16 protein-coding genes are annotated in these 18,643 nt (G+C 58.5%); all 16 read right to left on the bottom strand.

Annotation, left to right across the window (positions count from 1 at the left end; all coding sequences use genetic code 11):
* A partial coding sequence (locus tag VL197_14865; GenBank protein HUJ19263.1) for a DUF2341 domain-containing protein occupies positions 1–2,345 on the bottom strand: 2,345 nt, incomplete at its 3' end.
* A gap of 112 nt (positions 2,346–2,457) precedes the next feature.
* Positions 2,458–3,225: a glycosyltransferase family 2 protein gene (locus VL197_14860; protein ID HUJ19262.1), complete on the bottom strand. Its 768-nt coding sequence runs from the start codon at positions 3,223–3,225 to the stop codon at positions 2,458–2,460.
* Between the two features lie 47 nt (positions 3,226–3,272).
* Positions 3,273–4,418, bottom strand: a complete 1,146-nt coding sequence (gene wecB, locus VL197_14855) for a UDP-N-acetylglucosamine 2-epimerase (non-hydrolyzing) (protein ID HUJ19261.1) — start codon at positions 4,416–4,418, stop codon at positions 3,273–3,275.
* A gap of 38 nt (positions 4,419–4,456) precedes the next feature.
* Complete coding sequence (locus tag VL197_14850) at positions 4,457–5,398, bottom strand: lysylphosphatidylglycerol synthase transmembrane domain-containing protein (GenBank protein ID HUJ19260.1); 942 nt, start codon at positions 5,396–5,398, stop codon at positions 4,457–4,459.
* A gap of 24 nt (positions 5,399–5,422) precedes the next feature.
* Positions 5,423–7,057, bottom strand: a complete 1,635-nt coding sequence (locus VL197_14845; protein ID HUJ19259.1) for a glycosyltransferase family 39 protein — start codon at positions 7,055–7,057, stop codon at positions 5,423–5,425.
* A gap of 25 nt (positions 7,058–7,082) precedes the next feature.
* Positions 7,083–8,228 carry an acyl-CoA dehydrogenase family protein gene (locus VL197_14840; protein ID HUJ19258.1) on the bottom strand — a complete coding sequence of 382 codons (1,146 nt, stop codon included), beginning with the start codon at positions 8,226–8,228 and terminating at the stop codon, positions 7,083–7,085.
* Positions 8,229–8,356: 128 nt separating this feature from the next.
* A complete protein-coding gene (locus VL197_14835) occupies positions 8,357–8,608 on the bottom strand; it encodes a phosphopantetheine-binding protein (protein ID HUJ19257.1) in 252 nt (83 codons plus the stop codon).
* Positions 8,609–8,706: 98 nt separating this feature from the next.
* The gene (locus VL197_14830; GenBank protein HUJ19256.1) at positions 8,707–9,687 is read right to left on the bottom strand and encodes a GNAT family N-acetyltransferase; all 981 of its coding nucleotides are present in this window, start codon (positions 9,685–9,687) and stop codon (positions 8,707–8,709) included.
* Positions 9,688–9,787: 100 nt separating this feature from the next.
* Positions 9,788–10,507, bottom strand: coding sequence for an acetyltransferase (locus VL197_14825; GenBank protein ID HUJ19255.1), 720 nt, complete (start codon positions 10,505–10,507; stop codon positions 9,788–9,790).
* A gap of 47 nt (positions 10,508–10,554) precedes the next feature.
* The gene (locus VL197_14820) at positions 10,555–11,856 is read right to left on the bottom strand and encodes an ABC transporter ATP-binding protein (protein HUJ19254.1); all 1,302 of its coding nucleotides are present in this window, start codon (positions 11,854–11,856) and stop codon (positions 10,555–10,557) included.
* 83 nt (positions 11,857–11,939) lie between these two features.
* Positions 11,940–12,764 (bottom strand): ABC transporter permease, encoded by an 825-nt coding sequence (locus VL197_14815; protein ID HUJ19253.1) that lies wholly within the window; start codon positions 12,762–12,764, stop codon positions 11,940–11,942.
* A 105-nt stretch (positions 12,765–12,869) separates the two neighbouring features.
* Entirely contained in the window at positions 12,870–14,111 is a 1,242-nt protein-coding gene (locus VL197_14810) for a DegT/DnrJ/EryC1/StrS family aminotransferase (GenBank protein ID HUJ19252.1), read from the bottom strand.
* 52 nt (positions 14,112–14,163) lie between these two features.
* Positions 14,164–15,195, bottom strand: coding sequence for a FemAB family XrtA/PEP-CTERM system-associated protein (locus VL197_14805; protein ID HUJ19251.1), 1,032 nt, complete (start codon positions 15,193–15,195; stop codon positions 14,164–14,166).
* Positions 15,192–16,109 (bottom strand): XrtA system polysaccharide deacetylase, encoded by a 918-nt coding sequence (locus tag VL197_14800; protein ID HUJ19250.1) that lies wholly within the window; start codon positions 16,107–16,109, stop codon positions 15,192–15,194. Before VL197_14800 ends, VL197_14805 begins: the two co-directional genes overlap by 4 nt.
* Before the next feature lie 78 nt (positions 16,110–16,187).
* Entirely contained in the window at positions 16,188–17,159 is a 972-nt protein-coding gene (locus tag VL197_14795; GenBank protein ID HUJ19249.1) for an NAD-dependent epimerase/dehydratase family protein, read from the bottom strand.
* A gap of 89 nt (positions 17,160–17,248) precedes the next feature.
* Positions 17,249–18,643: MBG domain-containing protein (locus VL197_14790; GenBank protein HUJ19248.1), on the bottom strand; the 1,395-nt coding region annotated here is incomplete at its 5' end.

Raw genomic sequence — 18,643 nt, 5'->3', positions numbered from 1 at the left:
CAGGGAGGCAGGGTGCCATCGCTGAAGTCGTCGGAGAAGAGCACGGTGCTGGTGATGGCGAGGCCGATCTGTCCGCTGACGCTGGTGTCGATGCCGCTTGCTGAACTGTAGCGCGTTGCATCGGACCAGAGGGCCTGGCCCGACCCGCCTATCCAGTTGGTCTGGGTCCAGGTCACGGCCTGAAGACTGTTGATCGTAAAGGTTTGAGCGTTGGAGGTTCCCCCGCCCGGCGCGGGACTGAACACGGTCACCGAGGCAGTCCCTGTTGTTGCGATGTCCGCGGCCAGGATCGCTGCGGTCAATTGGGTATCAGACACATACGTCGTGGCGCGGTTCGACCCGTTCCATTGCACGACTGAGTTTGTCACAAAACCGGTGCCGTTCACGGTAAGCGTGAAAGCAGTACCGCCCGCCGTACCGGATGACGGGCTCAGGCTCGTCGTCGCCGGCAAAGGATTATTGCTTGACACCAGGGCCGCTGATGGCTCAGATGCAGCGTACTTTCTTACCGTCACGTTGTTGAACTCTGCCACCGTGTTCTGCTCTCCATAGAGAGCCACCGCTCCTGACCCGAACTGCGAGGACGAGGTTTGAAGCATCAGTGCGTCATCTTTGTACACATCGAACGAATTTCCGTGTGCCTTTACCGTAAGCTTGTACCACGTATTGGTGTTGACCGTTCCCGTAGCCGCGCTTGCAAGCGTGGCGGCACTTCCGTTGACCCAGTTGTATACATACAGGTTGTTGGTCGAATCGAGATCCTCATACAGGTTGACGGAATAAAGGTTGTTCACGTCAAGGGCCCGCACGCCCAGGCCCCACAGCCTGCTGCTGAGCAGCTTCCCATACGCATCCAGGATATAATCGCCGCCCTGGTAGGAAGAAAGAAGAATCTGCCTGGCACTGCTCCCGATGGATCCCTTGGCAACGTTCCCCGTGGTGCCATCCTGCTGGACATCGGTGACGACGGTCCATGTGCCGCCGCTGGCTGTCCACCTGCCTGGATCTATCGCCTGATTGCTGAAGAGCAGCCTACCCGCATTCAGATCAGCGACCCGGTGCTCTATGGTCCAGGCGCTCCCCGACCACTTGCAGTAGTAATCGTGGAGCTCTGTTCCGATCACATGCTGGAAGTTGCAGGCAGACCCGTTGGCCAGAATCGGGTTCCCGGGCAGCAGGGAGAACCCGCTGGTGGGCGAGACGCTGGAGTAAATGAGTGTATCCCACAGCCCGGCGCCGTCCCTGCCCTCCGTGGAGAGAAAATAGGTGCCGTCTCTATAGAGCATGTTCGGAGCCGCCAGCGTAACATTGGACGACAGTACGACAGTATCCGGACCGGCATCCAACCCATCGGGTGTGGCAGCGCTTCGCGCATGGATCTCCCATAATGATGTGCCGTCGCCACGGTACCAGTAGATATAATACTTCCCGTCGTTGGGATTAAGAAAGAGGTTGGGATTCTGGTTCGCGTATCCGGTCTGAGGTGATACGATGGTCTTCACATCAACGAAGTTGACGCCATCAATGCTTTCTGCAAGGTTGATATAGCTGGTGGCGCAGAAATCTTTGGTATAGAGCATGTAAAAGGTGCTCCCAACCTTCTGGACCGACGGCCATCTCCCGTTCGTGAATGGGCTCTGGTTCAGCCTTATGGGGTTGTTAGAATCCTTGGTCCAGGTGTTCAAATCACTGCTGTATGCCAATCCGACACCTCCCGGATCACAAGAAGTGGGATTTGCCGGAGGAACGGCGTCCTGAAGGGCATAGTACCCCCAGTAGGTATGGCCTCCGCTGCTGTTCTGGATGACGCTCAGCGTGTGCGGCGCCGTGGCCTCCCATGCCTGGTCCTGCACCAGCACGGTCTGGGGGTCTCCAAGCTTGTAATAGCCGGGCACCGAGGTCCCCGTGGCTCCCGAGTCAAAATCGTCAAAGAACTCGAACGTGGTATTGCCATTCGAGGTGCTGACCGCCGACGGATTGCCGTAATACAGGTACAGGGTCGCTCCGTTCGTGGGGATCGAGGGCACTTTCACCCAGAGGCCGGCGCTCCTGTTGACCGGGTCCCACTTCTCGATCCAGAAGGAAACGAGCGTGACGCCGTCATCGGTCGTGAAGCGAAGATCCGAGCCCGTCGCGCTTGCACTGGCGAAGTCGAACGTGGCGTCGAGGCTCAGGTGAACCTGGAAATTGCTCAACGCCGTTCCCCCGGGGTTCGTCACCGTTACACTGTTCCGGGAACTCCAGGCCGGATCGAGCCACGCGGCATGAGCCGCTCCCGGGGCTGACAGATGCAGCGATACCATCGAAATCAGAAGCCATCCCGCGATCAATATGTTCTTTTTCATGATCATTTCCCTCGTACGAACCCGGACCGGTTAGAGAAGCACCAGCGCATGTGTGCTCGTTCAAGAAGAAGCCGAAATAAGAAACACTGAGATGCAGCAACCAGGGAACGGTTCAGCGGCTCACCATGAACCCAAGCCGTCTTACCAGCATCAGTCGCAGCGTGTTGATGATCGTCCGGCCGACCTTCATGCTGGAACTTCCCTTCTTGAAGTCGTACCGCAAGATCATCGGGACCTCCCCGACGATCGGATCGAACCGCCTGAGCTTGATAAGGATGTCGGACATGCACTGAAATCCCTGCTGATCGACGAATTTATCGCCATATTCCGCAAAAGCCCTGCGGAGCAGGTCAGCCCGATAGGCCCGGAAACCGCACGTGTAATCCCGGGTCCCTTTCATGGGGAAGACGGTTCGCATCATCATGCTGGCTCCCACGCTCGTAAACCTTCGCAGCCAGCTCAATCCGACCACCCGCGCGCCATCCCTGAACCGCGAGGCGATGACGAGGTCGTGGCCTTCGAGCACCTTCTGCACCATCGCGGGAATCAGCCCAGCGGGCTGCGTATTGTCGGCGTCCATGGTGATAATGATGTCCCCCGGCCCCGCTTCGTCCGTCGCTTTCCGGAGAGCGTCCCTGATGGTCGGACCCAGGCCCTGATTCTTCTCATGCACCACGATCTTCAGGGGGATCCTCTTTGCATAGTCCTTCAGGATATTCCGGGTCTGATCAACGCTGCCGTCATCCACAACGACATAAAGGCGATCGAACCCATAGCCCAGCGCCATGCCGAGGACACTCTCGAAGGTGTCCAGCAATGCTCCTACATTGAGGGCCTCGTTATATGCGGGAAGCGCAATGATTATCCTGGGTCTGCTCATGGGAAAACCTCCTTCCCGACGGCTCGCTGTTCTGTGAGGGCCGTTCGTCATCCCTGGAGTCCTGTCCGGCCGCTGCCATCAAAGGCGCGTTCCAGCACCTCGATAATCCTCTTTGACGCCAGGCCATCACCGTAGGGATTATCGCCCGTCGCCATGCGGCTGTAATGATCGGGATCGTTCAGCAGGGCGAAGGCCTCGCGAACGATGGTTTCCCGGGACGTTCCGACGACCCTGGTCACCCCCCGGTCCACACCCTCGGTGCGCTCCGTGACTTCCCTCATCACCAGTACCGGCTTGCGAAGAGAGGGCGCCTCTTCCTGAACTCCGCCGGAATCGGTAAGAATGAAGAAGGACCTGCTCATCAAGTAGATCATGGCGGGATAGTCCACGGGTGCGATCAGATGAATGTTCTTCCTGTTGCCGAGTATGCGAAATACCGGTTCCCTGACGTTGGGGTTGAGATGCACAGGGTAGATGATTTCAACCCGTTCGTCCAGGGCTATCTCTTGCAATGCATGGCATATGTTTTCAAAGGGGCTTCCAAAACTTTCCCGCCGGTGTCCGGTCACCAGGACGATCTTTTTCGAAAAGTCGATATTCTTGAGCGCAGGGTTGTCCCGCTCCACGCTCATGGTGTTTACTTCCTTCAGCCCCATAAGGAGCGCATCGACGACGGTATTGCCCACGACATGGACCTTGTCCGGGGGTATGCCCTCTTTGCGCAGGTTGGCCGCGGCCCGCTCGGTGGGCGCGAAATGATAATCGGAAAGATGGGTCGCCAGGACCCGGTTGACCTCTTCGGGATAGGGGGAGAACCGCACATGACTCCTCAGGCCCGCTTCGATATGAGCGACGCTGATCCGGTGATAGAACGCGGTGAGCGCGCCGACCATGGTTGTCGTTGTGTCGCCCTGCACGATGACCAGGTCCGGCTTCACTTCCCCCATCACCGCGCCGAGGGACCGCAGGGTGCACGACGCAAGGTCGTGGAGCGTCTGGTTCGGCTGCATGAGATGAAGGTCAAAGTCAGGGACCAGGTGGAAGAAATCCAGGACCTGCTTCAGCATTTCCTGGTGCTGGCCCGTGGAGCACACGTGGGTCGTAAAGCGGTCCGATGCCCTGGCCTGATGGATAAGGGGCGCCAGTTTTATGGCTTCCGGCCGCGTTCCGAATATGAAAAGGATCCTTGGCATGTTTTCTCTGCTCTCCTCCGGCATGCGACGCAGCTCCTTCAATAGCCCCGCTCCAGGTTTGCTTTTTTAATGCTGCGGACATTGATCAGCATCAGGACGGCGCCGATGGCGCCGGGAAGCACGATCAAGGTCAGGTTCACGATCATCGATGCCGCCAGCGTCACATGTTTCTGAATACCAACCCCTCCCAGCAGCTGCACCATGAGCGCGTCTGCGGACCCCAGCCCCGAAATGGATATGGGGAGCATGCGGAGTATGTTGATCATCGGAGCTATGGCAAAGGTATATCCCATCCCGATGCGGGCCCCCACGGCCCAGACGGCAAGAAAATACATGAGGTTCGTGATCATCCATCCCACGATGGAAATGAAGAGGGCGCCAAAAAAGGTCGGCAAGCTCATATGGAAAGAACGCACGAGAAGGTCGACATCAAGGTCCCGGTTCAGCACTTTCTTCGCAAGCACCGCCAGCATCTTCCACAGCCAGCGGACGGGAACCAGGAGAATGACGCCGGCGGGAACGGTCAGGGCCGTTGCCAGGAGGGCGAGCCTCGTATCCCCGCAGATAAATCCCCCGATCGCTCCCAGCAGGAACAGCGAGAAGAGCGCCACAAACTTATCCGAGAGCGAAGTCGCCAGCATCTCCTCTTTATGGCCGTACTGCTGCCAGCCGTAATAGCTGCGGACCACGTCGCCCGCGCTGGCGGGAAGGAAGAGGTTCAGGGCCATGCCGATGAACGTTGCGTTGGTAATGGACGCCAGGGAGACCGGGATCCCCCTGCGAATCAGCAGGTAATACCATCTCCATGCCCGGGCAAGGACGGCCGGGACCATGATGATCGTAATCAAAACGACCAGGACGGAGCTGGAACGCCTCAGGGAATCAACCAGCAGTTCCGGCGATACCATCCGGAACAACCACCAGAAGCAGGCGATAGAGCCCGCTACCTGGATCAGAAATCGGGAGCGACTATTCATCATGGCTCACCCGGAGAAAAGGATCCCCTACCTGAATTGATACACGCTTATCTCACCGAACTGCTGCGTTGAGACGAGACCCCTCTTTTGCGCTAGAGCGTTGAACACGAGTGCATGCTGGTCGAAGAGATCTTCCCTCCTCGTAACCAGCCAGACGGGCGATCGTCTTGCGATCGCCCCGTCGATCGCGGGAATATCGGAAGTCCTGATCTGTATGGCCTTGAGACTGTCCGAACCGAGCCGCTCCGGATCGAGTGCCGGGTGCAGGAAATCGGACAGGGGGAACGGCATAGGGACGATGTGGAGGCTGCCGCCGGTCATGCGGTCCGCGTAATAGGAAAAGGGGATCTCGATATTGTTCGGAACGAGCAGCACGACATCTTCCCGTGCATCCCGGGCCACGGTCTGCGCGACCCTGTCCCAGGGCTCCTTCCCCGCCTTCTCGTGGTTCCCGTAATAGGTGTAGTTCCATTTGAGGAACAGGAGCGAGAACAGGACCATGATGAGCGCGCGTTTTCGCGGACCCGGCACCATCATGATCCCTGCGGCGATGGCCAGGAAAAAGGGCACACTCACATAAATGAGCGTCCTCGCAAGAAAGATGGGCCGAAACAGAACGCTGAACAGGAGCGCCATAAGGATGGGGCCCACGGTCGACCCAAGCAGGAGAAGGGCGATATAAGGACCGGAGCGTCTCCGGATATTCAGCAGCCCCGCCGCGGCAAGGATGATGAGCAGTGCAAAGGCCGTCATCTTCACGAGGTCGTTTACCGAGGCGGTCCATGAGATCGAATGCCCAAGCAGGAGCAGGACAACGGTATTCACGACGGACGGGACAGTCGGCGCCGGTATCGGAAGGCTCGCGCTCCTCGTCTGGGGTATCAAAAAGACCAGGTACGGCGCCCACAGAAGGAAAGCCACGGCGCCTGTCGTCGTCATATTGACGAGGAACGTTCTATTGAGCCGCAGCTGCAGGGAGAACCATGCCAGCATGATCAGGAAGAGCGTGAAGATGTACAGGACCGCGGTATTGTGGAGCCACAGCGTGAAGGGCACCGCAACGATGACGGTCGCCCATGCCAGCATCACAGGCCATCCGCTTCCCGCAGCGGGGCACGGCTTCCGGCCGGACGAGCTCCCGAACAGGGGCTCGCAGGCTTCAGCCGGGTGGCGCATGATCCAGAGCACCGCGCAGAGCGTCAGCGTTGTGCCAAAGGTGAGCATCGCGTATTGCCGCGCCTCCTGGGCATACTGGATCTGCACGGGAGCCACGGCGAAGAGGAGCGCCGCCATCGCGCCTATCCACTCTCCGCCGATGGATTTCCCCAGGAGCCTGCCGATCAGGTAGACCAGGGGGATGCATCCGATGCTCATGACCGCGGACAGGCTCCTGAGGCATGCTTCACTCGATCCGAACACGCTCTTCCAGAGCTTCAGGATCGTGTAATACAGGGGCGGGTTCGTTTCGAACCGGGGGACAACGGTCCAGAGCTCCGCTATCGTCCTGCCCGAGAACCAGTGACTGAAGGCTTCGTCGAGCCAGAGCGGCTGTCCCCCGATCTGATGGAACCTGAGGAAGCAGCCGAGCGCCAACGAGAATGCCAGCACGTATCGATATCCGGTCTGACCTCCGTTCGCCATGGCGATGTCACGGGAATTCATGCTCTTCTCCGGCTGCCCGCAGATGTCAAAGCCCCAGGTACCGGGCTATGATGTTCTTCTGGATCTCCGAGGTACCGGAATACAGCGTGCCCCCGACGGCATCCCGGAGATCGCGTTCCACTTCGTATTCCGTCGCATACCCGTACCCGCCGTGGATCTGTACGGCATCGAGACAGGACTGCACCCACGCCTCGCTCAGGTAGAGTTTTGCAATGGCGGCTTCCATGGCGGCCTTCCCGCGGGCCTGTTTCATCCATGCCACCTTGTATAAAAGGAGCCTGGCGGTCTCCATCCGGACCTTCATGTCCACGATCTTGTTGGCAATGGCCTGGTACTTCGCGATCGATTTGCCGAATTGCTTCCGTTCCTTGGAATACTTGATGCATTGCTCCAGCTGCCGCTCCATGCCGCCGAGCAGACTGGCCATGATGCAGCCCCGCTCCCACTCCACGGTGTCCTCGAAGATCGCCGCGCCGTTGCCCTCCCTGCCGAGGCGGTTCTCGACGGGCACCTTGCAGTCCTCCAGGATCAACTCGGCCATGGGTACGGTCCTGAGCCCCATTTTCTCGATATCCCGGCCCACGCGGAAGCCGGGAAAATCCTTCTCAATAAGAAAGGCGGTAACGCCCATGAACCCCTTGCGCTTGTCGACGGTCGCAAACACCACGAACAGATCGGAAACCGGCGCCGAGGTGCAGAAGGTCTTCGTGCCGTTCAGGACATAATGATCGCCTTCCAGCTTTGCCGTGGTCGTCATGCTGAAGGCATCGGAGCCCGCGTTCGGCTCCGACACGCCGTTCCCCCCGATCAGTTCGCCGCTGCAGAGCCGGGGAAGATATTTTTCTTTTTGTGCATCCGTGCCGAACCTCAGGATCGGCATCTGTACGGTCCACATCTGACCGTTGATCGCGAAGAGCAGGCCGCTGTCCTTGCACCCGTACCCCAGTCCTTCCATCAGGAGCATGGTGCTGAAAATGTCGGTGTTCAGTCCCCCGTACTGCTCGGGGAACGCGGAGCCCTGGATGCCGAAATCCGCGCACTTTTTCCAGAGATCACGGGAGAAGATGCCGCCGCGGTCTCTTTCAATGACATCGTCGTTCAGCGACTTTTGAGCAAAATCGATTGCGCTTTTTTTGAACTCCAGCTGTTCTTCACTGAATTCGAAATCCACAATGCCACCTCCTTCTGCATTCCTGCTGCGCGAGCATTATCGATGGGGCCCCGGAAACTGCCCCCAGGAGGAACGGTTGGCTTCTGCCGTCGGGAAGGTCCGTATCCGTACCGGACCATGCCCGCGGCCTACTTGCTCTGCATCTTCTGTTCGACAAACCTGACCATGCTGTTCAAACTTTGAAAATTCTCGGGGACCACATCCTCGTCCTGCACCTTGATGCCGTGGCTTTTTTCCAGAAATACCACCAGCTTCAGGATCCCCATGGAATCGATGATTCTTTGTTCGAGCAGATCCTCATCAGGGTCCAGCGACTTCTTGCCGAGATCACCGGCAATTTCCGAAAGAAGGAACTTTTCTATGTTGGCTGACGTCGTCATGGAACACCTCCTTATTTTGCTCTGAATGTGCAGGCTCTCTTTGCCAAAGTCTTTTTCTCTGATCGAACCTGATCCGCGCGACCCGGGTTTGCCGCTGCCTACACGCCTTCGGGAAAGCCTCCAAAGGATTCAATGGAGGGCCCCGGCCGCCATGATCCCCTCACCATCAGGATATTGAGGCAATAGAGCTTGAAACCCGATGCCTGGAGGGCCCTGACCAGCAGAGTATCCCTGGCCATGACGCGCGTCTGACACGGCCGCCCGCTGAAGACCGCTGCTGCATGCTCAAAGAGGCGCCGGGCCACCTCTTCTCCCTCGGCGACCAGCGGGCCAAGCTGCACAAAGCGTGCGCCCGGAAGGCACGCCAGAAATCCGAGGATCTGCGCTCCTTGCCGATAAACAAGGATCTTGCCCCACTTGACATAAAATGCAAGGTCTGACCGGCGGGCCAATTTGCTCCTGGGAGCGTCGTAGGCCGCGACCGCATCGAGATCGTTCGCTGTTCCTTCATTGATCGTGCCGTCCGCACCCGTTCCCGTTCGTATGCCGGCGCTCAGAACAAGGTCCAGCATGTCTGCAACCGGCGCGAAATCGAGGGAATAGTACAGAGAGAAGGATGCAGGATTGAATGCTTCCTGGAAGAGTCGTACGCTCTTGAGGCCTTCCGCCCTCGCGAGAAGAGCGTTCATCAACAGTCGTCCGATCCCCTGTCCCTGGAATGAGGGATCAACGGCAACGGGCCCGACGCCTCCCTGCTCGCCCCTTGGATTGAGACAACAGATGCCCACCGCCCGGTCCTCGACCTCGGCGATCAGGATGTCAGCCGGCGCGTGACGGAGCATGGCCCAGGCCCAGGACGTTCCTTCCTGGGCGTTCTGCATTCTCGGGGCGTAGCCACGCTTCGATGCGTTTGCCGTGTACGCATTGAAAAGAATTTCCCCGACCCGGTCCAGGTCCGCTCGTGCCATGTTCCGTATCCGGGCCGTCACCGGGGCCGCCGGGGCATGGAGCGCAGGCTGATCCTGATGCTGCAGCGGAGAAGGCTCTCCGACCGATTTTATGTTGTCATCCCTGGTCATCGAGAGTGATCCATCCCGGCATTCGGGGACAGGGCCCGGCAGGGATACCCTACTCTTCCGCCGTGCCGTCCCGCGCCCTTCGGGCTGCTCCTTGATCTTGTTACCGGGGCTCGAACCCCGGCGATGTTCTGCGCGCCCGCACCGGCCACATCATCCATGTCCTCAGCTCATCGCTCCGCTTCGGATGCAGCTCGGGCGGGGGATTCAGATACACCCCTTTTTCACGGGTATCTCTGGTGATCGATACGCCGCTTCCAATGAGGCACTCGCCGGCCACCGTGACTTCCTGATTCACGGTCGCGTTCGCTCCGATGAAGCTGTATTTTTCCACCGTAACGCCCCCCAGCAGAACAGCTCCGGGAGCGATGAAGCAGTGATCCTGTAATACCGCATGGTGTCCGATGATCGCGCCGGATGCAACAATCACATTATTGCCGATCTCGGCAAAGGGGCCGATGATGGCTTTTTCCATGACAATGCAATTGTCGCCGATAACGAGACCCGGGTACGACGTGGCCGTGGAACTGAGATGAGTGATCAGCCGGTATCCCTTGGCTTTCGCCTGCACGTACTTTTCCTCTCTCAGCCTGTTCACCCGTTGAAAACTGAGGGGAACGCTCATCCGGTACTCCGAGGGAGGAAAAGCGGATTCAACGGTCTCGAAGGGGACGACGGGCAGGCCGAACATCGTATCTTCCCGCAGGTATTTACGGTCGACGGTAAATGCGGCCACTTCGTAGGGGGAGTCATGGGTCAGGAGAGCGTAGATATGCTCGGCAAACACGCTGTTCCCGAAAACAATGACCTTGACCTTTTCCATTTCTGATTTCCCTTTCACGGGGCGATGACACCGGGAGCCGTTTTCCGTCACGCCTCCTGGTGTTCCCGGCACAGGGTCCTGATCCCTTCATCTTCACCAAGGTATTCCGTTGACCATCGCAGCACGGGCTGGACAACGCCCGGCTCCCTGCCGTAATAGGTGCCCTGTCTCTGTCGCAGGTCAAGGATGTCGAAGGACACGCCGCTCTCATGGCTGTAGATCACATTGCTCGTGTCCTTGACTACCAGCACCACAAAGCGATGGGAACCGCTGTTCAACAGGTCATTGGGAAAATGGCATACGCTGCGAAAGAGTCCCGCCGGCATGGGACTACGGTCATTCAAGCTGCCTGTGGTAAACGCAAGTATTCCTTCGGAGGTATACAGATGCAAGGTGATGTGCAAGTGAGCATCGGCAATCAAATTCCAGTATTCAACTTCCACAACGAACGGCGTCTGCATGGTAAGGGGGTCTGACTGGCGGTCGTCCTGACGGCGCACGCGCACCCGGTGGATCCGCACCAGATCGTTGCCCGGCGCCTCATGGATGTCATCCCATACCTCTTCGGACTGACCCTGACCATTCCCGGTCCTCGCAAGGTACCGCGCCACGACCTGCGCCGGCGGACCGTCCTCCACGATCCTTCCTCCGTCCACCCATAACACCCGGCCGCACAGGCTGTTGACGGCGACCATATTGTGGCTGATAAAGAGGACCGTCCGCCCTCCTTTTGCCGCATCGCCGATCTTCGCCAGGCACTTTTTCTGGAAGGCGGCATCACCGACGGACAATACCTCGTCCACGAGGAGGATCTCGGGCTCGAGATGAGCCGCCACGGCAAAGGCCAGGCGCACGTACATGCCGCTGGAATAGCGCTTCACGGGCACTTCCAGAAATTTTTCGACCTCGGAAAAATCGACGATGGAATCGAAGTGCCGGCGGATCTCGTCCTTCTTCATGCCGATGACGGCGCCGCTCAGGTAGATGTTTTCCCTGCCGGTCAGCTCCGGGTGAAAGCCGGTGCCCACTTCCAGCAGGGAGCCGACCCGTCCGAAGATCTCGGCCCGTCCGGAAGTGGGGACCGTGATCCGGGAAAGTATCTTGAGCAGGGTGCTCTTCCCCGCTCCGTTCCGGCCGATGATTCCGACGATCTCGCCCTGCCTGACCTCGCAGGAAACGTCTTTGAGCGCCCAGAACGCATTCTCATCCGGACGGGGCCGTCCGGCCTTCGAGAACAGGGATTTCACACCGCTCGCGACCTGTTCGCGAAGGCTGTCGTAACGGTATCTGGCCGCCGCGATCATATACCGCTTGGACAGGTTTTCGGCTCGAATCGTGATATCGCTCATGCAAGTGACCTCGTGAACTGCCATGCCCGACCCGTTCCCCGGGAGACGATTGCTGTTTTGCCCGTCTCTTGGAGGTCGCGGCATCAAATAATGTCTGCGAAGGTCTGCTCCATCCGCTTGAAGTAAACGATCCCGCCCATCAGCAGCGCCAGTACCACCGATGAGCTGACCGCGATCACCATGAAATCCGGAGTTCCCTTCCCGAGCAGCGCCCAGCGAAAGCCCTCGATCACCCCTACCATGGGGTTCAGGCTGTAGAGCGGGCGCCATTTCTCCGGGATGACGCTGACGGGGTATACGACGGGCGAGGCGTACATCCAGACCTGGCTCATGAAGGGTATGACATAGCCTACGTCCCGGTACCTCACATTGAGGGAAGAGAGCCAAAGCGTCGTTGCCATGGCCGTCATGAAGGCCAGGCCCATAAAGAGCGGCAGCGCCAGGAGATGCCACGTGGGCGCGACGTGAAACCAGGCCATCAGGACCAGCAGCATCAGGAACGAAAGAAGGAAATCCACTGCGGGTGCGGCCGTGGCCGCGAGGGGGAGCAGCAGCCGCGGGAAATAAATTTTAGTGACCAGGTTGGCGCTGCCCACCACGCTGTTCCCGCCCCGTGCAAGGACCTGCGAAAAGAACGTCCAGGGAAGCAGGCCGGCGAACGCAAAGACCGGATAGGGCACCCCGTCGGAAGGGATCCTCGCCATGACTCCAAAGATCAGGGTGAACATGATCATGGTGATCAGCGGCTGGATCACGGCCCAGCCGACTCCGATCGCCGTCTGCTTGTAGCGAACGATGATGTCCCGCCAGGCCATGAAGTAGAGCAGCTCCCTGAAGCGCCAGACCTCGCCTAGGTCGAGCTGGAATATCCCCGGGCGGGAAAGGATCACCCTTGAACTTCTGTCCATTGTTCTGCCTGCCACTGATTCCATATTACGCACCTCTTGTCCGGTGAAGCCCGGTACCGGCCCTGCCCCTGATGATCGCTGCATGCTTCTTCGCGGCCGCCGGCATCAGGCGATCGCCCGCTGAAAGCTGAAGGCTTCAACCTGTCCGCTCAGATGCCGGCAGATCCTCTCTTTGTCCTTCGTCGAAAGAAGGTGGTGGGTCGGCAGGGTGATAAGACTTTCGGCGATCTCTTTCGCGACGGGGTAATCTTGTCCGTTGAACTGGCAGCGGATCTCCGCGATCTCGTGTATCGGCGCGGGGTACAGAGGGCTTATGCCGAGGCCCTTTTCCCGCGAGAGCGAAAGGATCTTCTCCCGCATCTCCCTGTTCTTTACAACCAGGGGAAGCCTGAGATACGGAAGGCTTCCGTCCTGGACCTGCGGAAGCTTCAGTTCGTTCCGAAACCAGGCAGCATTCTCTTTCCGTATCCCGTTTGCCGCTTGAAGCCGTTCCCGGAATCCCCTCAGAAGGCCTGCGTGCATTCCGGTGAGCTTCTTCATCGGGAAATCCCTGTAAAATATCGTCTCCCCGAGCCTGAGATGAGGCAGCCCCGAGGGGAGCCAGTAGAGGGATGGATGGATGAAAATGCCAAGCAGGGCAGCCTTGACGAATTCCCTGATCAGCTGGGACATGCCGGGCTCTTTCAGGAGAGAGTATTCCTTCCTGATCGCGGCCGCGATGACCTTGGATTCCGTGACGATGATCCCGCCGGACCCGCACGTGATGTTCTTGCCCCTGCCCAGGCTGAAGAACCCCACATCGCCGATGGTCCCGAGCGGCCTGCCTTGGTAGGTCCCGCCCATTGCCTGGGCGGCGTCCTCCACGACAAAGACCCCTTTTCTTTTACAGAGACCGGTTATCCTGTCGAGATCCGCCGGAACACCGAAGAGATGGTCGGGGATGACACAGAGGGTATCTTCCGTAATGGCGTCATCAAGGAGTCTGCTGTTGAAGTCGAGCGTGACGGGGTCGATGTCGCAGAGCGAGACCTGCAAACCTGCCTTCACGATCGCCGAGGGAACGGAATAGCAGGTGTAAGCAGGGATGAGCACCCTGCCCTTCCCGGGAGAAACGGATTTCAGCGCTCTCAGGATCACGGTCAGCGCAGCCTTCCCGGAGGAGACGAAGAAGACATGCCTGGTGCCGAAGTATTCCCTGACATCCCTCTCCAGCCTCCGAAGATACCGAGCGCCGAAAAAGACGCCTGCCAGACCGTGAAGGAGGTCTGTTATCGCGATCGGTGCCGCGGCAGGGGGTAGTGTACGCCGTATCTGCATGAGGGAAGCAATCTGTCCTTTCGTTTTCATCAATAAGCTTCGCGCCGGATAAGGCGGCGCCCCGGTGCCCGTCGCATTGCGATCACGGCAGGTTCTTCACTATCCCCGGTCCGAGGATCCTCGTTACCATCACGGGCAGGTTCTTCCAGACCTGTATCGCCGTCCGGTATTTCGGATTATGAGGATTGAGCTCGGGCAGCGGTCCGCCGTTCCTCATCCAGTAATTCCAATGCAGTTGAACAGGAATAGCTCCCCACTGTTCCTTGAACCGGTAGGTACCGACGCCCCGTGTCGACCGGCCAAAATCAAAAATGCCGTAACCCTTCTCGGCGGCAAAAGTAAGGACAGACCAATAGAGCAGCATGTTCGGGCTGTAATGGTTGTAGCTCCTCAATGAGGATGCCCAGGGGATCTCCATGGTATCCTTGAAGCCGAGGAGAAATCCGGAAGCCGCGGGGTCTCCGAACTTTGTGTAGACCGTGCATATCCATGCGGTTCCCGCGAACGTTGACAGGATATTGCGAAAGAAGTCCTTCGAATAGACCGGCGTGCCGAGGTCCCGCATATTGGTGGAAAAAACATCGTAGAAGCTCTCCAGTTGCTCTTCTTTTCCGACCTCTGCGTACATCCCTTCCTTTTCGGGTCTCCTCACCTGGCTTCGGAGCTTCGCAGAAAATGAGTTCCAGAGCTCAGCCCGGTCTTTCGGCAGTTGCAGCCTCATTGACACTTTTTCCGTCCTTGCCGGCAAATTACTGCTGGAGTCAGGCCCCTGCCTCAATTCGATGTGGCTGGCCTTCCCGGCAAGAGCGATTTCAACGGCCTTGTTCAGCAGTTCCTCATGGATTTCCCTGCTGTCGGCGCAGATCCCCCCGTAATTGAAATACGGCAGGGATACCATGAAATTACCGAATAGAAAGCTCTTGAGATGGACCAGGGGGAGAATGCCGGTCACCTGTCCCTGCGTTTTCGATACCAGATAGTATGTCTTCTGTCCGAAACTCCCTTCAATGACATCCTTCCAGGCGGTCAGATGATAACAGGCGGAGAAGGCCGACTTCCTGACATATTCGTCCCAGAGACCCCGGTCTTCATTCTTCAACAATTCGATGGTCATATCGTTTCGCGGTCGACGCCTGCCCGGGCGAATCCTGAGGCGCTGGGGAAGCCATGGTGCAGATGAGAAGCCGAAAGCTCCTGAAAGTCGAATTCATTCAGCAGGGTGATAAGCTTCGGCATGGTGCTGCGGAGATTGATATAATGCCTCAGCTTTGACAACAGCCGCCCGTTCATACGCGGCTGGTCGGCATCAATCTCCCAGGGATGCAGGTAGAGTACTGCGGGTTCTTTCTCCTGCTCGTTTATCGCGGTAATGGCCCTCATGGTGAGTGCCAGCGGAAACAGCCGCAAATAACCTCCGCCGCCTATGGGTATGTTCTGGCTGAAGAGCTTATAGGTTGACGGCGGGAACTCCGTGATGGGCCCGCTGCCGGTCGTGATGCGATGCGGGAAACGGCCCGCTTCCGGCATGCCGTACCGGTCATGATGGACGGGAAATATGCTCGAGTCGTAGGTGAACCCCTCTTCGATCAAAACCTCCAGCGCCCAGAGGGTTTCTTTGATCACAGAAAAGCTCGCGGCCCTGTATCCTGCGACCCCGGTTCCCGTGATGTCCTCCAGGATCCGCTTGGCCTTACGGATATCTTCCCTGAATTCGAGCGGGGTTTGATCATAGACGAGTCGGTGATTATAGCCATGACACGCAATTTCGTGCCCTGCAGCATGGATCTCCCGGACCACGCCAGGGAATTGTTTTCCGACCCAGCCGAGCACAAAAAAGGTCGCCGTTACTCCCTGGGCACCGAGCAGTTCGAGGATCCTGCGCGTATTGCGTTCGATGCGGCTTTCAAAGGCTCCCCAATCCTCGAACTTGATGCTGTCGGCGAATGCGGACACCATGAAGTAATCTTCCACGTCTATGGACAGGAAGTTCGTGACCGGCTTCCCCGGCGTCTGGTCAATGCTGTTCATGGGTTGTGATCGCTCTTGAGGGCTCTCGGGCCGGCATGGTCTGCCATGACGGACCGGGCGAGCCGCGCCGAAGCGCGGCTACGCGACAAGCTGGCCCTCTGCACTGTATGCCTTCCTGTACCACTCAACGGTCCGTTCGATTCCCCGCACGATATCGTAGTCCGGCGCATAGCCAAGGTCCTGGATGGCGTTGCCGATATCGGCGCTGGACCTCTTGATGTCTCCCTGCCGCGCCGGTTTATGGATGATGGTCGACTGAGAGCCGGCGATCTGGGTGATGATGCCCGCCAGCTCGCGGATGCTGATGCTGTTGCCGCTGGCGATGTTAAAGCACCGGCCCGCGCTGTTCTCCGCCCTGAGCGCCAGCAGGTTTGCCTTTACCACGTCATCGACAAAGACGAAGTCCCTTGTCTGGGCCCCGTCCCCATCTATCGGGATCGGCTCGTTGCGTATGGCCTTTGTTATGAAGCTCGGCATGACTGCGGCGTAGCCCGAGGCCGGGTCCTGCCTGCGGCCGTAGACATTGAAATACCGCAGTCCCACGATCTTGATGTTATGGAGATCGCAGTAGTTTTTCGCGAGCATTTCCTTCGCCACTTTCGAGACGGCATAGGGTGAAAGGGGTTTCAGCGGCGTGTCCTCCCGCTTTACCGGCTCGGGCCCGTCTCCATAGACCGCGCAGGAGCTCGCGAAGACCACCCGTTTGCATCCGCTCTCCGCGGCGATATCGAAGAGGTTCGCCGTCCCCGCGACATTCACCTCCATGGTCTTTACCGGCTCCAGGATGCTCTTCACCACGCTGGGTATCGCCGCCTGATGCGAGATCCCGCTTATCTGATGGATCCTCATGATCGACCGCAGGATCCCGCTGTCCAGGATGCTGCCCCGGATAAAGGTGAAGTTCTTGTTCTGCAGCAGGTTGTCGATGTTCTCCATTCTTCCGCTGCTCAGGTCGTCAAGCACAACGACGCGGTACCCCTGAGCCAGTAGCGCCTCGGCGATATTGCTTCCGATGAATCCGGCGCCGCCGGTTACCAGTATTGATTCCATACGTTCCTCCTTCAATCATAGATGTAACAAATCGGTATTCCTGACAATGTCGCCGATGCTGTTAACGCACCGGCGCTTATTGCTTCAGGTTACGGACCACTCACGTTCAGGGGCTGTACAACATTCGGTGCCGCATTGTAGTTGCCGTTTCCGGCCTGCGAGGCGGTGATATTTGCTGTGCCTGCTCCCATGATCACCACAGTATTGCCGCTGATGGCCGCAACGTCCGTATTATCGCTGCTGTAGGTCACGGCAAGGCCGCTGCTCGCTGTGGCAGTAAGCGTGATGGGAGGATCGCCAACTGTCGCCGTCGACTGAAGACTGAAGGTAATCGTCTGGTCTGCCTTGGTAATGGTCAGGTTGGCGCCGTTGTACGTTATCACATAGTTGATGCCGGCACTGAGCGATCCTTGCTGGATCGCGTAGGTTCCAACGTTCTCGCCTCCCACACGGGTCAAAGCGCCGGTGAAGCTGTCGCCGTTTATCAGGCTGCCGCTCGTGATCGTGTAGGTCAGGGCAGGATCACTCGCTCCAAAGACCTTGCTCTTGGCATCAGCACTGACGGTAATGAGCCGGGCGGTGATACTCAGGTTGGCGCCGACATAGGTGAGGGCATAATTGCTGCCGGCGGAAAGAGACCCCTGCTGGATCGCGTAAGTGCCGACGGTCTCGCCTGCGACGCGGGTCAGCGCGCCCGAAAGAGTGTCGCTGCCTGCGAGGCTGCCGCTCGTGATCGTGTAGGTCAGCGCTGGGTCGCTCGCGCCGTAGGTCTTGGTCTTGGCATCGGCCGTAACCGTAATGGGCCGCACAGTGATAGTCAGGTTTGCAGTGTTAAACGTGATCTGGTAGTTGCTGTTGGCAAGCGATCCCTGTTGGATCGCGTAAGTGCCGATGGCCTCGCCTGTAACGCGGGTCAGCGCGCCAGAAAGCGTGTCGGAGCCTACCAGACCGCTTGTCGTGTAGGTGAACGCGGGATCACTTGCGCCATACACCTTGGTCTTGGCATCAGCCGTAACCGTAATGGGCTTGGCCGTGATGCTCAGATTGGCGCTGACAAACGTGATCTGGTAGTTGCTGTTTGTAAGCGAGCCCAATTGGATCGCGTAATTGCCAACATTCTCGCCTGCAGCGCGGGTCAGTGCACCCGAAAGCGTATCGCTGCCGACCAGGCTGCCGCTCGTGATCTGATAGGTCAAGGCAGGATCGACTGCGCCATAAACCTTGGTCTTGGCATCAGCGGTAACCGTGATAGGACGCGTCGCAACCGTGATCTGCACGTTCGCAGACGATCCCGTATAGTTGGCCGTGTCATTCGGCGTGAACGTGACCGAAAGGGTCTGGTTGGTTCCGGCATTCAGGATAGTACCCGAGGCCGGCGTATATACAAGATTGCCGGCGACGCTCGGCGTGGCATTCAGCTGAGTGCCGCTCAGCGCAGTGCCGTAGGTTATCGCAGAGGGATTCGCCCAGGTGACGCTGGTTGC

The organism is Nitrospirota bacterium, from assembly GCA_035516965.1.
GTDB lineage: Bacteria > Nitrospirota > UBA9217 > UBA9217 > UBA9217 > MHEA01.
The sequence above is the reverse complement of the archived record's forward strand: the minus strand, read 5'-3'. Positions and strand labels throughout refer to the sequence as shown.

Excerpts from the sequence above, each read along its gene's own strand:
- VL197_14860 (HUJ19262.1), bottom strand. The coding sequence starts at position 3,225 with ATGAGCAGACCCAGGATAATCATTGCGCTTCCCGCATATAACGAGGCC.
- wecB (HUJ19261.1), bottom strand. The coding sequence starts at position 4,418 with ATGCCAAGGATCCTTTTCATATTCGGAACGCGGCCGGAAGCCATAAAA.
- VL197_14850 (HUJ19260.1), bottom strand. The coding sequence starts at position 5,398 with ATGATGAATAGTCGCTCCCGATTTCTGATCCAGGTAGCGGGCTCTATC.
- VL197_14845 (HUJ19259.1), bottom strand. The coding sequence starts at position 7,057 with ATGAATTCCCGTGACATCGCCATGGCGAACGGAGGTCAGACCGGATAT.
- VL197_14835 (HUJ19257.1), bottom strand. The coding sequence starts at position 8,608 with ATGACGACGTCAGCCAACATAGAAAAGTTCCTTCTTTCGGAAATTGCC.
- VL197_14830 (HUJ19256.1), bottom strand. The coding sequence starts at position 9,687 with ATGACCAGGGATGACAACATAAAATCGGTCGGAGAGCCTTCTCCGCTG.
- VL197_14825 (HUJ19255.1), bottom strand. The coding sequence starts at position 10,507 with ATGGAAAAGGTCAAGGTCATTGTTTTCGGGAACAGCGTGTTTGCCGAG.
- VL197_14820 (HUJ19254.1), bottom strand. The coding sequence starts at position 11,856 with ATGAGCGATATCACGATTCGAGCCGAAAACCTGTCCAAGCGGTATATG.
- VL197_14815 (HUJ19253.1), bottom strand. The coding sequence starts at position 12,764 with ATGGACAGAAGTTCAAGGGTGATCCTTTCCCGCCCGGGGATATTCCAG.
- VL197_14810 (HUJ19252.1), bottom strand. The coding sequence starts at position 14,111 with ATGAAAACGAAAGGACAGATTGCTTCCCTCATGCAGATACGGCGTACA.
- VL197_14805 (HUJ19251.1), bottom strand. The coding sequence starts at position 15,195 with ATGACCATCGAATTGTTGAAGAATGAAGACCGGGGTCTCTGGGACGAA.
- VL197_14800 (HUJ19250.1), bottom strand. The coding sequence starts at position 16,109 with ATGAACAGCATTGACCAGACGCCGGGGAAGCCGGTCACGAACTTCCTG.
- VL197_14795 (HUJ19249.1), bottom strand. The coding sequence starts at position 17,159 with ATGGAATCAATACTGGTAACCGGCGGCGCCGGATTCATCGGAAGCAAT.